The organism is Mycobacterium leprae TN (assembly GCF_000195855.1).
GTDB classification, from domain to species: domain Bacteria; phylum Actinomycetota; class Actinomycetes; order Mycobacteriales; family Mycobacteriaceae; genus Mycobacterium; species Mycobacterium leprae.
This window is the reverse complement of sequence record NC_002677.1, coordinates 2,317,956-2,330,498: the sequence shown is the minus strand read 5'-3', so window position 1 is coordinate 2,330,498 and position 12,543 is coordinate 2,317,956. Positions and strand designations below refer to the sequence as shown.

Below are 12,543 nucleotides of genomic sequence, written 5' to 3'. Positions count from 1 at the left end.
TCCAAGCTCAACCAACATGTGCGCACTGGGTGGATGTTCCGCACGCTGAGGGCACAGCACGCTAAAACCGGGCACCACCATTATTCTCTAGGTATGGCCACCACCAGTGCACGTCCCGCGAAAACTACACGACCGTGTGGTGCTCTAACCTCATAGCATTGGGCGGATGATGTAATCATCGGCAAAAATTAGACCCCCAAATCGGCGCCCTGGCCGAACACAAGTAGCGGATTCGTGCAGCTGCTACACCTATCCAAGGACCACAGCACTGATGTGATCACTGCGGCCATGATCAACCACAAGACAACGCCCTACCACAGAATCGCTGTACAACCCCAGCGTGAGACCAAGACCTCGAAACGACTCTCATACCCGCATCACCACGGCATCGATACCGACCTTTGCGACCTGACGCACCGACCCGCCAATACACTGACCCACCACCCTTTACTCCACCCCCACAACAGAACATGCACACAAAGTACAATTCAACAATCTTGCAGATCCGTCGTGACTTCATTTCCTTTGTGGACAACGTTTTGTGGGCCGTTAGGCCGTGTGGCCGGGTAGACTAGGCACGTATCAGTTATGTAACCGGGTTACGTGCGATCTACCCCGATATTTATCTGCAGGATTGCACCTCGTCATCGCTGCGAACGTGTTCGGTTGGGGCGTGGTTGTGGTTCTGGTCGACGCGACGTCCTGGCCGGTCTTGCCGCGGCGGCGCTGCACGGTTCGGATTGTAATGACGACGATGAGTCCATCGAATTGATCTGGCGTAACCACATCCCCCGATCGGCGTGATCACCCGTAATCAGCGAGTCAAGTCGGACGAGATTACCCGTATCGTCGGTCTGCTGGTGACCACTTGCGCAAAAACGGCGTTTGACTTAGCCGTACAATTGCCCACCGGCAAGGCGGTTACGCGGCTCGACACACTGATGCAGGCAACGCCGTATTCGAGCTAGGACGTGCTGCTAGCCAAGCGATACCCGGGTGCGCGAGCGCCTGCGTAGGTTACACGCGACGGTGCCACTGACCGATCCGGGCGCCGCGTCGCCCAAGGAGATGTAGCTGCGCTTACTGCTGATCGACGCCTATCTGCCCATTCCCACCACGCAAATACCTGTGCAGCCAAACTGGCGACTGATTGTCGTTGTCGACATGGTCTTGTAGAAGTACAAGGTGGTTGTCAAGTATGACGGCTATCACCATCGCACCAACTCGCCGGTCAGTACATCAGCGATCAGGACCAGCGGCGCAAGCTCGAAAAACTCGGCTGTGATCATCATCCGTATGATCATTGAGGGTAAGCCCGAGGACGTAGCGCAACACATTCATGCGTCGGAGCTGCCGCTACACTTAAACGGTTGCACCCACCCGAAAATATTGGCACAGCTTGCAGTTTCAATGCTTGTGCGCCCGCTACTCGGGCCGCGGGGTGGCGGCTATGGATGCCAAATGGGGCTTGGCAGCCACCTTGATTTGTTCGAATAACTCTGTGTAGTAAGGTAGACATTCAGCCATGGCCTGTTCGGTAGTGAACAGCGGCCGATAGCCCAGCTCTTTGTGCGCCTTTTCGATGGAAAAGTAGTTGTCGAGGTAAACTCGTTCTACCGCAAGCGGTTCCATCGGAGGCTTCGGAAGCCCGAAGCCGAAGTGTAGCCGCTGCCACACAGCCATCACGTTGCGCACCAGCCGACCGGAGATCCGCACCCGTGGCCAATTTTCACCACACGCCTTGATGATTGGCCCCATGAAATCGAAGAAGTTGATCGGCTCGCCATCGTTGATGAAGTAGGCTTGTCCAGGTGCGGTGCCGCCTGGGACCAGGTGCTCGGCAGCCAAGATTAAGCCGTGCACCAGGTTGTGCACGTAGGAGTTATCCAGTTTGGCGTTCTTACTCCCGATGAGTACCTTGACGTGACCGGATACGACACTTTCGAATGCCTTACGGAACATTGTCTGGTCGCCGCGACCCCATATGCCACTGGGTCTGATCGAACATGTTAGCATGGTTTCACCATCGGGTACGCCGTTTTGTGAGAGTACGAATTTTTCGGCGACCACTTTGGTTTCGGTGTACAGGTCGTTGAACCGCTTGGTATAGGGCATTGTTTCATCACCCCCGGTGATGGGAGTGCCCCCCATCACCACACTGTTGGATGCGGTGTAGACGAACCGTTTGACTCCGGACTTTTGTCCTGCGCGGAGCAAGTTTTCGGTACCGCCCACGTTGACCGTGTAGCTGCGCTGCCGATACTCGTCGGTCACCGAAGCGCCGCCCATTAGCTCGATGATTGCCGCGGTGTGAAAGACTGTATCGATGCTGTCCATCGCTGTAGTGCAGACCGTAGCGTCGGTGATGTCACCTTGCAGCACCTCCAGCTGCGGGTGCTGCGGCAGCGGCATCGGGGCGCGGTCGAAAGAGCGTACCTGGTATCCGCGTTCCAGCAAGGCGGTCACCAGATTAGCGCCGACGAAGCCCGAACCGCCGGTGACCAAGACGCGTCCGAGCTCGGTCGTCAACGATGCGTTACCCACGCCGCGAAGCATAACTGACACGTGTTTAAGTTAAAGGAAACCGGTCTTTAATTTGATCGGCATTAGGCTTCTTCGACCTGCCTGGCGGAGAGCACATCGGCGACTCGCTGGCGAGCGCCATCTAAGTGCTCTTCACATCTTTTAGCGAGCTGTTCTCCTCTTTCCCAAAGCTTCAGCGACATATCGAGATTTAGCCCACCCTGTTCCAAGAGTCGCACAACTTCGATCAGCTCGTCTCGGCAAGCTTCATAGCCAAGTTGATTAATAGGTGTAGTATTAATAGGAGTAGTGGAGCGCATCGCGGCGGTATCGTCTTCAGGGACCATCGGCCCGTCCTTCACTAACTGCCACTATGGCGCCGTCAGAGACCCGCACCCGCAGTCTGGTGCCTGTGGGTGCATCATCGACTGACCGCAGCACTGCCGCAGTAACGGTTTGCGTCCCGTCTTCCAAGGCTTGCACTATGGCATAGCCGCGCGCCAACGTGGCTGCCGGGCCCAATGTGGCTAGCTGCGTGGCCAGATGACCGACCCGCTCGGTCTCGGTGGTGACCAGCCGAATGATCTCGCGGCGAATCGCCGACTGGGCGCGGTGAATTTCTTCGGAGCGCGTCGTCAGCGTCCGCAGCGGTTCAGCCAGCACTGGGCGACTGCGTAGTTGGACTAGCGTCCGCTGCTCGCGGGATACCCAATTGCGGAGTGCCTGCGCGCTGCGCCGCTGCAAGTCCTCGATCAGTCGCTGCTCGACAGCGGCATCCGGGACCACTTTCTTGGCGGCGTCGGTGGGCGTGGCGGCGCGCAGATCGGCGACCAGATCGCATAGCGGGTTGTCGGGTTCGTGACCGACTGCGCTGATCACCGGCGTGCGGCACGCTGCGATCGCGCGGCACAGCGTTTCATCGGAAAACGTCAGCAGGTCCTCGACGCTGCCACCACCTCGGGCAACCACGATCACCTCGACATCAACGTTGCGATCAAGTTCCCGCAACGCCTCGACAATCTGGCTCACCGCGTTGGGCCCCTGGACAGCGGTGTTGCGGATAGCGAAACGCGCCGCAGGCCAGCGCGCGCTAGCCACGGTTGTTACATCGCGTTCGGCAGCGCTGGCCCGGCCAGTGATGATCCCGATCATGTTGGGCAGGAAGGGTATCGGCCGTTTAAGCCGTGGGTCAAAGAGCCCCTCAGAGTCCAACAGTCGGCGTAGCCGATCGATGCGTACTAGCAGCTCTCCGATGCCGACTGCGCGAATATCGCTGAGGCGCAAAGAAAATGTTCCGCGCCCGATGTAGAATGAGGGTTTGCCGCATACCACTACCTGAATGCCTTCGGCTAGTTTCACCGGCGCGCGTAGCACAAAGTCGCGCGAGCAAGTCACAATCAGCGATATGTCGGCAGCCGGGTCACGTAAGACCATGAACACGGTCTTAGCGTTGGGCCGCATGGTGATTTGCGCCAATTGTCCCTCTACCCAAACAGTGCCCAGCTTGTCGATCCATCCCGCGATCCGGAGCGCCACCGCGCGAACTGGGAACGGGTTCTCGGCCGAATTTACCTGTGAACTGGCTTTCGAGTCGACTGAGTCAGTCGGCACCGCTTCCGTCACTTCGCAGTCGTGCTGGTGATCCTGTTGGCGAGCAGCGTCTGGAACGGAGCACGAGCCTTGGTGGCCTGCTCGTAAACCAGCAGGGCTTCGAGCTCGCCAAGATCCAGCGATTGCAGCTTGCCCCGTAGCTGGGCCAGGGTCAGAGCCGGATAGTCGATATCGTCGGCAACTTCCGGTGCATGAACCATCAGCTTAGCCGCCGCCTTCTTCACGTGCCTGGTGGGCATGGACTGAGTCAACGAATCGGCGTCCTCAGGCTCAGATGTGTCGGACACCGAGTACAAGGCGAATCGTTCCTCGGATCGGCAATCGATCTCGATGACATCACCTACGGGCAATGGGGTGGGGGTTTCGTCGACTGTGTCAGTCAAGTCCTCATCAAACGTGGCCCACTCCGGTTGTTCGCTTTTCGCTGGAAACAGCGTCTCTAGGGTGCCGTCGCCCTTAGTCACCAGCCCAGCCAGGTTCTGCTGGAATCTCATCACAATGTGTGCCACTTGACTGGCCAACGTCATGGGGCACATTAGGACGGTTCGCGGCAACTTCAACGTCTCTTCGACAGCGACTGTCGCAGCGCCGACTAAAAGCCGAACCCCATACGGTGCAGTAGCCATACGTCTAAGACTGCCTTAACCTACGGCCAACTCCAAGTCATTGGTGCCAGCTGACGGCGTTAGTGATGATCGTAAGTGTGCCGGAGCCGGGTGCAGCGGATCGCTACTCAATCAAACCCAGGCGCCGTCTAGGTAGGCAGATAAAGTACTCTATCGACGGGAAGTAACGTGAAGGGCATGCCGCCAACTGTGAACATGGGAATTCCCGGTGCTTCGAGGTCAATAGTTGAAAACCTAAAGCGCAAACGGGTCCTGTTGGCCGAACCGCGTGGCTACTGCGCAGGGGTGGATCGCGCCGTCGAAACGGTCGAGCGGTCGCTGCGGAAGTATGGCCCCCCCGTCTATGTGCGCCATGAGATCGTACATAACCGGCACGTGGTCGAGACCTTGGAAAGGGCCGGTGCGGTTTTTGTCGAGGAGACCGACTACGTTCCCGAGGGCGCCATCGTGATTTTCTCCGCTCACGGGGTCGCACCAACGGTGTATGCGGCCGCGGCCGAGCGGAATCTGCGGACCATTGACGCCACTTGTCCGCTTGTCACCAAGGTGCACAACGAGGTCAAGCGGTTCGCCCGTAACGATTATGACATCCTGCTGATCGGGCATGAGGGCCACGAGGAAGTCATCGCAACCGCCGGAGAGGCGCCCACGCATGTGCAACTTGTCGACGGGCTGGCCGCTGTGCAGCAGGTAGTGGTTCGCGACGAGAACAAGGTGGTCTGGTTGTCACAGACCACGCTGTCGGTGGACGAGACCATGCGGATCGTCGAGCGGTTGCGGCAGCGCTTCCCGAAGTTGCAAGACCCACCTAGCGACGACATTTGCTATGCTACCCAGAACCGGCAGGTCGCGGTCAAGGCGATGGCTCCCGAGTGCGAGCTGGTCATCGTCGTCGGGTCTCGAAATTCCTCGAATTCGGTGCGACTGGTTGAGGTGGCAATGGGTAGCGGCGCTGGTGCCGCGTACCTGGTTGACTGGGCCAAGGATATCGACCCGGCGTGGCTGGCCGGGGTCACGACAGTGGGTGTCACCTCGGGGGCATCTGTTCCCGATATACTAGTGCAAGGCGTACTGAAGTGGTTGGCTGAACGCGGCTACGATGTGGTTCAGTCAGTGACGACTGCCAACGAGGCACTGGTGTTTGCGCTGCCCCGGGAGATCCGGTCTGCGCACTAAGCGACCGGACTCAAACGTCGAATTCCCAGGATTCGGTCACGGGTCGGCGGGGTGTCTGGGATCGTTGTCGGTCGACACGAGGATCGTCTCGGGCGGTTGACCCGCGGTAGCGGACCTGCGAGATCGGGTTGACGCTGCTTGCTCTGGGTGGTGTGGCCCGACGGCGCGGCTGCTTGTAGCGTTCGTAGAGCTGCCCGTGCTCAGTGAAGTGCTCGGGTGGTCCGGGTTGCTTGTACCTTCTGTATGGCTCCAAGTGGCTGCTATGGTTGGTCGGCCACTCGTAGGGACCGCTGCGGTGTCCGTAAGCGTCTCGACGGATTTCTCGTGGTGGCTGGCTACGCAGCTCTGGATCACTCTGCGGCGTAGGTTGGCGACGTGATCGACGAGGTGACTCGCCGGCGTCAAAGTCGCGGGCTTGCTCCGAGGAACGTTGGCTTGAGTGCTGCCAGGGCTCGACCAACGGTTCGCTTGTGTACTCCACCACACGTCGAGCCTGTCCGGAGTGGGTTCGGGCGGAACGATTGTCCCGGGCTGTTTGTCGGGTTCTCAGGGGAGGATCTGAATGCATTAGCTCCGTGTCGGCGGTGTCTTGGTTGGCCCGATGATTCTGGTCGTTGGAATAGATGCAGAGAATCGAGTTCAGTACCGCAGTGATGCCGCTGATCAAAGAGTTTGGCTTGCTAACGGTGTCGTCCTCGCTGTTTGACGATGCGGTTGTCCGGTACATTAGCTGAAAGAACCACCTGACCAGGCCGATCAGCAGCACACTACCGGCGGTACCTAACATAAGCGGGAAACGCTCAATAAGGGGATAGCCGCAGTTGATCAGGAGGTCCTTGAGACTTTTGATCTTGCTGCCGTGGAACAGCCAGTAGGCGGCGGGTACCGCACAGAATAGTATCAGCGGCGGCTGAATGACTGCGGTGAACAGTCCCGATTGCCGCACCGCCAGCACTGCTGCTACGCACCCCGTAATGTAAAAACCGGTGAAGACAGTGGTCAGGTCCGTATTACCCGCGTCGATTGCATATCCGATCGCCGACGCGGTCGTAGCGATAAGCAGGGCTGCCCACCACGGCACACCTGGGATATTCGGGAGGATTGAGCGGTAGGTAGATTCCACTGTTGACCGAGCTTGTTGTTTCGACACATGTTGACCGTACCGGCAATAGGCCGAAAAGCCCGTAAATACTTTATTTAGTATTGACCTCTGGCGTGCCATGTATTCATTCGGGCGTTCCATCCCAGCCGGGGACCGACCATTGTTGAGCTGAACTCTAGACTTGGTTCCCTGTGAGCCTGAGTTTGGGAATCGTGGGTCTACCCAACGTCGGCAAGTCGACATTGTTCAACGCGTTGACCAGGAGCAATGTGGTGGTTGCCAACTATCCGTTTGCAACGATCGAACCGAATGAGGGCGTCGTCTCCCTGCCTGATCCGCGGCTGGCCAAACTAGCCGAGTTGTTCGGATCGGAGCGTATCCTGCCGGCCCAGGTGACCTTCGTTGACATTGCCGGCCTGGTAAAGGGTGCGTCCGAGGGGGCCGGGCTTGGTAACAAGTTTCTGGCCCATATCCGCGAATGCGACGCAATCTGCCAAGTGGTTCGGGTGTTCTCCGGCGACGACATCACACATGTCACAGGACGCGTGGATCCCCAGTCTGATATCGGGATTATCGATACTGAATTGATCCTGGCTGACCTGGACACCCTTGAGCGGGCTCTGCCGCGGCTGGAGAAAGAAGCTCGCAACCACAAGGAACGCAAACCCATCTACGCCGCGGCAATCAACGCACAACAGGTGTTAAACGTCGGGACGACGTTATTCGCCGCCGGTGTAGACGGATCTGCGCTGCGGGAGCTGAATCTGCTGACCAACAAACCGTTCCTCTACGTTTTCAATGCTGACGAGGCAGTGCTGACCGCTGCCGCATGGGTAGCTGAGCTGCGCCAGCTCGTCGCGCCCGCGGATGCGGTGTTCTTGGACGCCGCCATCGAGGCCGAGCTGGCTGAATTGGATGACGAGTCGGCCGCTGAGCTACTCGAGTCAATCGGGCAGACCGAGCGGGGGCTCGATGCCCTGGCTCGCGCCGGTTTCCGCACGCTGGCGCTGCAGACTTTTCTGACGGTGGGACCAAAGGAGGTGCGGGCATGGACCATCCATCAGGGCGATACCGCGTCGAAGGCAGCCGGGGTGATTCACACCGACTTCGAGAAGCGTTTCATTAAAGCCGAGATCGTGTCGTATGACGACCTGATCGCTACCGGGTCAATGTCGGCAGCAAAGGCGGCAGGTAAGGTCCGAACGGAAGGCAAGGACTACGTGATGGCCGACGGCGATGTGGTGGAGTTCCGGCACGGATAAACGTCAAAAAATTTAGTCCGAAGGAACTAACTGGGATTTACCTAGACCGCCATCTCTATCTACTACTTATAACGTAGTAGATTTAAACCTGGAAAGGAAAAATGCTGTGGTGTGGTGTTTAGTCACATTGAGTTTGCAGGATTGCATGACTAGGGGCACCGCATCACTTTCTACGACATGTTGTTCGGCTGGCTTGGGTGTAGTATTTGAATATACAATACCAATATCGGGTTACCTTACGCGCCATTTCAATCCGCATAGCTACATCGGCAACCAGCCTGGAACGGCAGGAAGTTGACGCACGGTAGGATTAACCATATCGTGACTTATTGATCGGTAGGGGCATCTGTTGCACTGAGGAATCAAAACTAAAGCAGTACCCTCGGTGCTGGCCGTGCTACTACTTTGTTGTGTTTTTGAAGACACAATCAACGTGTATCTTTTGGAGTTGGCGTGGGCACCGAGACTTTGAACTACTTCTCGCTAAGGCTGGCCGTTCTACCGTGCACTGTGTGGTTGCGCAACAACCCGGTCAGATTGGCAAACACGGTCCCTGGCGTTGTCCTGTAGGCGAGCCTTGCCACACCGAGCTCGATGCAACTGGCTCACATTTGCCGGGAAACAGCCAGCTGTGTGGATTGTCGCCCAGTACCTGCGTTGAATGCACTCGCTTAGCATCTTGATCAGATCATCGGGCGCCTGTTTCCTTGTGGCTCGCTGCACTTGTCGGTCAATGCGGATCTTTGACTTCGTTCCAGACGTCTGCTGGCTTCTGACACTCGGCAATGGCTGGCCTGGGCAGCGGGCTATCGCGGACTTGTTGTAGCCTGCGCGAGATTGCCTAAGTCGAGTCTTTCATCGCTGACCAGGTTGCTGTTGTTCGCGTTGGCCGAATGTGACTTTGGGTGGGCCGATGTGTGCATCGTGCATCATTGCGGTCCTCGGTTGGGCATGTTTTGGGTGGTTCTGCCTGGTTACGGGCGTTGGACAACAGGCAGTTATTAGCTGCAGTTCGCACTACTGATTGCAGTTGGTGCGCATGGCGCACGCGACCGGATCGCATGTAGTGCAAGTGAACACCGGTGAACATGGGAATAAAGAGATATGGGATTTTGGGGCTTTGTTGCCGGAGGTGCACTCCAGCTGCATGCACGCCTGGGGTCGGGTTCAATGCGGACCATCGCAGTGATCTGTAGAGGGGCTGTCCGCCGGTGGCAGTTTATGGCTGAGACCTATGCATCGGTGGTGTCGGGTTTGCTACCAACTCGCAGTGGTTGGATGCGTAGTCGGCGTCGATGGCGGCTGAGGTTCTTCCCTATGTACAACGGCTGGCCGCAACCGTCGGCCAAGTAAAGTGACGACCCTCCAGGTGACGGCGACAGACAACAGCGTTCATTATGTACGGTGCCTCCTAGTCGTGATCACGACCAATCGTGTCCAGCTGGTGTTCCTGATAGCGACGAACTTTTTTGGCCAGAACATCGCGTGGTGATCCCGAGCACCGATCTCGTTTACGAGGGGATATGGGCTCAGGGCACCATCCGAGTCAGGTACACCACCGAGATAGCCGACTAAGCAGACGCTTCGCCGGGGTTGACGCCATTCGTGTCACTGCAGTAGAACACCAACTCTGACAGTGTGTCCGGCTCAGAGCGCCGCGGTTGTCTAAACCGCCGGCCAGGCTCCAAGGCATCTGGGAATTGCTGCTTGAGTCGATATTGCAAGGGTTGCCCAATTTACTCGATGATTATTTTAGTCCTTAAATGCATCTTGACGGTATATACAATACAAAGATTTCGCAACCAAAACATATTCTCGAGGGGCGCCGAGTTAAAATATTGCCCTTGTGGGCGCGGGAGTGTGTGCAGGCCTGGGGTGAGGTGTTCGCCTCTATTCTGAAGCACGGGTGCGGTCGGACAGATGTTTCGGTGCCGTCCGCTTGGCGGGCACTGAGGGCTGTTATTAATGTCAAGGCATTTGAGGGTACCCCGTTTACTGCATTAGAAGCCGGCGATACGGCTGCTGGGTTGCCTGGGATGTCATCCTCGGGTGCGGGGCGCACCGGTGTGGTGCCCCGATACGGTGTGGAACACAGCATGATGTCATTCCCGTTTGCCGGAGGATAACTGCAGGTACGCTTTACTAACGTGGCGTTGACCGCTGAAGGGGTGATGTCCACGAGGACGATCCGGCGGGTATACCAGCACAATTTGCTTACGTTACAACGGTAATGTGTCTATGAAGTGCGGCAGTCGGGAAGGTCCGGTTCTCAACGAACCAACGACACCACTATCACCTGGTGGCTTGTTGTCAAGCGGCAACGACGCACCTTCGCATTTCATCGCAGACTGGTTTACGTAGGTGAGACGGTAAGGGGCTGACTCGAGCTCTTCCATTGGCTCACCAAGTTCTTCGAGGATCTGGTTGTGGTGGTTGCTCGCCAACAGGTGTCCGATAGCGATAATCAAGGTGACCGGTCAGTCGACGAGTTAGAGTGCGGCCAGCGCGGCCAGGCCGCTGTAGTAGGCCAGTTGTTCGGGCTGCTGTGTCTCGGTATGGCTCAGCAGCTGGAGGTTCACGGCGAAGGTTTCGCTTTCCGCGGGTTTTTTCATAGCTTGACGCTGGGAATATCGTTTGGCGAGAACTTGTTTTCCGCCATTCATTTGCTTTTCAGTGACGAAGATTTGACGGCTCTCCTGATCGTGTGGTTAACGTATCACATATGTTGTAGACGGACGGCCTGGTCGACCCCGTAGTTTCGTCGGTGGGTCGTGTGCTAGAGATGTCGTTGCTGCAACTCTATGCGCTGCTGTAGCGCATCGGAATGGTGAAGATTGTGCGAGACCGATTGGGCGTGGGTCTCGTGGGGGATGATTTGTCCGGATCCAGCAGTACACTGTTTAGAACAGCCATGGCAACTGTGGCCGTTAGCGGCTGTTCCTGGCAGCCTGCGTCTAACCCAGCGGGGTGTAGCTCAGTAGCAGGTTTATTGGGGTAATGCTGATCAACGTCCCCATCGTCGCAAGCGATCCCAGAGTGGTCAGCACAACCAGCCCGGTATCCGAGTCCAGCAGCGTTTGCACCCAACTGGCCGGCGGCCAGCGCTACCGTGGATGCCTGGAGCGGCAGTCCGGTGAAGCTGGCCAAGGTTCACGCCGCGGTGGTCGTCCCGCGGCTGCCGACAGTACGACAGAGGGTGCGTCGATCCGGGCCGCGGGTGTCGGGACTTACCGGGTCGCTGGGCTTGCTGACCGCGAAGACGGTAGTGTGCAGCGTGTCGGTCAGCATGTTCACCAGCAGCAACTGTCGGGTGTTCAATGGCGATATTTCGGTAATTGCGCTGCCAGTGATGGCGCCCTACCTCGTCGGCATTGCTGCCTCACAACACCGATAACGACGGCGGCGTTGGAGCCGTCGCCGACCATCGCGCACGCCCGCCCGCACGCTGCGTTCTAACTTCTGCATGGTCTGCACCTTGTGCTCTGGTGTCATCCGGGCGAAGATGACTCGCTCAGTCCCAGCAAGCTCTTTGTCCTTGCGCGACAAGGCGTCCCACTCGGCACCGCTGATGATCTGGGTGGTGTTCACCGCCATGCCGAATTCTGAAGCGATGTATCCCGCGGTTATTGATTGGATGATCGCCGGTGACCAGCTGCACATCTAGCTCGTGTTCATGAAGATCCTCAAGTAGTTTGGCCTATTCCGCGCGCGGGGTATCGGATAGCTCGAGCAACCCCACTAAGGACAAGCCGTCGCTATAGAAACCGGTAATGTCGGCCGGGTCGTCCCGGATACATTGAACCTGCTACGGGTTCAGTGGACGCCGCGTCACTGTGATCACTCGCAAGCCGCCGGCGGACAGCTAGGCGACCGTGTGTTCCATGTTGTTTGGCGAGTTCGATGCCGCGTACGTGCAGAAGGCCAACACCACTTCCGGTGCACCTTTGACGGTGAGTTCGGTGCCAGACATGGACGCAGAGAACGACCTGCCGGAAAGGAATGGAAGGTGAGCGGTGGGTTCTGTGCTGACGATCGCAGCGGCCTAAACGTGAGCTACGTAGGTGGCATGGATCTGCGGGGCGCCGTTCGATGACGGAGCGGTGTAGGCCGCACAGCGCAGTGCCTCCTTGTATGCGAGCCCGGTAGCTGGGTGCATCTGTGCCACCCGTACACGGTTCTCTCTGAGCGTTCCGGTCTTGGCCGGAACAAGAACAACGTTCTACATGGCCGAGCGTCTCCAATG

13 protein-coding genes and 2 pseudogenes are annotated in these 12,543 nt (G+C 57.8%); 7 read left to right on the top strand and 8 right to left on the bottom strand.

What is annotated here, in order from left to right:
• Positions 1–556: 556 nt before the first annotated feature.
• Positions 557–1,332 (top strand): annotated as a pseudogene (locus tag ML_RS16415) (hypothetical protein); the annotation flags it as partial.
• Positions 1,333–1,425: 93 nt separating this feature from the next.
• On the opposite strand, the gene ML_RS09955 reads toward ML_RS16415, so the two are convergent.
• Genes ML_RS09955 through ML_RS09940 form a run of 4 tightly spaced genes read right to left on the bottom strand, consistent with a single transcriptional unit; the run spans position 1,426 to position 4,760 of the window.
• Positions 1,426–2,556: a 3-beta-hydroxysteroid dehydrogenase gene (locus ML_RS09955; protein WP_010908631.1), complete on the bottom strand. Its 1,131-nt coding sequence runs from the start codon at positions 2,554–2,556 to the stop codon at positions 1,426–1,428.
• A gap of 50 nt (positions 2,557–2,606) precedes the next feature.
• Positions 2,607–2,843, bottom strand: a complete 237-nt coding sequence (locus ML_RS09950) for an exodeoxyribonuclease VII small subunit (RefSeq protein WP_172591971.1) — start codon at positions 2,841–2,843, stop codon at positions 2,607–2,609.
• A 16-nt stretch (positions 2,844–2,859) separates the two neighbouring features.
• Positions 2,860–4,146, bottom strand: coding sequence for an exodeoxyribonuclease VII large subunit (gene xseA, locus ML_RS09945; RefSeq protein ID WP_010908629.1), 1,287 nt, complete (start codon positions 4,144–4,146; stop codon positions 2,860–2,862).
• Positions 4,143–4,760, bottom strand: a complete 618-nt coding sequence (locus tag ML_RS09940) for a lipid droplet-associated protein (RefSeq protein WP_010908628.1) — start codon at positions 4,758–4,760, stop codon at positions 4,143–4,145. The genes xseA and ML_RS09940 overlap by 4 nt, the downstream gene beginning before the upstream one ends.
• Positions 4,761–4,937: 177 nt before the next feature.
• On the opposite strand from ML_RS09940, the gene ML_RS09935 reads away from it, so the two are divergent.
• Entirely contained in the window at positions 4,938–5,936 is a 999-nt protein-coding gene (locus tag ML_RS09935; RefSeq protein ID WP_041323070.1) for a 4-hydroxy-3-methylbut-2-enyl diphosphate reductase, read from the top strand.
• Between the two features lie 10 nt (positions 5,937–5,946).
• Here the strand turns inward: ML_RS09935 and ML_RS09930 are convergent, their stop codons facing one another.
• Positions 5,947–7,086 carry a DUF6542 domain-containing protein gene (locus tag ML_RS09930; RefSeq protein WP_197492561.1) on the bottom strand — a complete coding sequence of 380 codons (1,140 nt, stop codon included), beginning with the start codon at positions 7,084–7,086 and terminating at the stop codon, positions 5,947–5,949.
• A 143-nt stretch (positions 7,087–7,229) separates the two neighbouring features.
• Here ML_RS09930 and ychF point away from each other — a divergent pair, with 143 nt between their 5' ends.
• The 3 genes from ychF to ML_RS09915 all read left to right on the top strand — a co-directional run bounded on the left by ychF (position 7,230) and on the right by ML_RS09915 (position 10,426).
• Positions 7,230–8,300, top strand: a complete 1,071-nt coding sequence (ychF, locus tag ML_RS09925; RefSeq protein ID WP_010908625.1) for a redox-regulated ATPase YchF — start codon at positions 7,230–7,232, stop codon at positions 8,298–8,300.
• An 837-nt stretch (positions 8,301–9,137) separates the two neighbouring features.
• Positions 9,138–9,305: a hypothetical protein gene (locus ML_RS09920; RefSeq protein ID WP_156517118.1), complete on the top strand. Its 168-nt coding sequence runs from the start codon at positions 9,138–9,140 to the stop codon at positions 9,303–9,305.
• A gap of 839 nt (positions 9,306–10,144) precedes the next feature.
• Positions 10,145–10,426: a PPE family protein, SVP subgroup gene (locus ML_RS09915; RefSeq protein WP_231846599.1), complete on the top strand. Its 282-nt coding sequence runs from the start codon at positions 10,145–10,147 to the stop codon at positions 10,424–10,426.
• A 261-nt stretch (positions 10,427–10,687) separates the two neighbouring features.
• Here ML_RS09915 and ML_RS09910 read toward each other — a convergent pair.
• Positions 10,688–10,963 (bottom strand): annotated as a pseudogene (locus ML_RS09910) (hypothetical protein); the annotation flags it as partial.
• A gap of 291 nt (positions 10,964–11,254) precedes the next feature.
• The gene (locus ML_RS17515; protein ID WP_269147018.1) at positions 11,255–11,383 is read right to left on the bottom strand and encodes a hypothetical protein; all 129 of its coding nucleotides are present in this window, start codon (positions 11,381–11,383) and stop codon (positions 11,255–11,257) included.
• Between the two features lie 26 nt (positions 11,384–11,409).
• Here ML_RS17515 and ML_RS09905 point away from each other — a divergent pair, with 26 nt between their 5' ends.
• Positions 11,410–11,694, top strand: a complete 285-nt coding sequence (locus tag ML_RS09905) for a hypothetical protein (RefSeq protein WP_049769837.1) — start codon at positions 11,410–11,412, stop codon at positions 11,692–11,694.
• On the opposite strand, the gene ML_RS09900 is transcribed toward ML_RS09905, so the two are convergent.
• Positions 11,658–11,960 (bottom strand): hypothetical protein, encoded by a 303-nt coding sequence (locus tag ML_RS09900; protein ID WP_145985201.1) that lies wholly within the window; start codon positions 11,958–11,960, stop codon positions 11,658–11,660. The genes ML_RS09905 and ML_RS09900 overlap by 37 nt on opposite strands.
• 221 nt (positions 11,961–12,181) lie before the next feature.
• Here ML_RS09900 and ML_RS17510 point away from each other — a divergent pair, with 221 nt between their 5' ends.
• Positions 12,182–12,310, top strand: coding sequence for a hypothetical protein (locus tag ML_RS17510; RefSeq protein WP_269147017.1), 129 nt, complete (start codon positions 12,182–12,184; stop codon positions 12,308–12,310).
• Positions 12,311–12,543: the final 233 nt, after the last annotated feature.

Excerpts from the sequence above, each read along its gene's own strand:
- ML_RS09935 (WP_041323070.1), top strand. The coding sequence starts at position 4,938 with ATGCCGCCAACTGTGAACATGGGAATTCCCGGTGCTTCGAGGTCAATA.
- ML_RS09900 (WP_145985201.1), bottom strand. The coding sequence starts at position 11,960 with ATGTGCAGCTGGTCACCGGCGATCATCCAATCAATAACCGCGGGATAC.
- ML_RS09950 (WP_172591971.1), bottom strand. The coding sequence starts at position 2,843 with ATGCGCTCCACTACTCCTATTAATACTACACCTATTAATCAACTTGGC.
- ML_RS17510 (WP_269147017.1), top strand. The coding sequence starts at position 12,182 with ATGTTGTTTGGCGAGTTCGATGCCGCGTACGTGCAGAAGGCCAACACC.
- ML_RS09940 (WP_010908628.1), bottom strand. The coding sequence starts at position 4,760 with ATGGCTACTGCACCGTATGGGGTTCGGCTTTTAGTCGGCGCTGCGACA.
- ML_RS09955 (WP_010908631.1), bottom strand. The coding sequence starts at position 2,556 with ATGCTTCGCGGCGTGGGTAACGCATCGTTGACGACCGAGCTCGGACGC.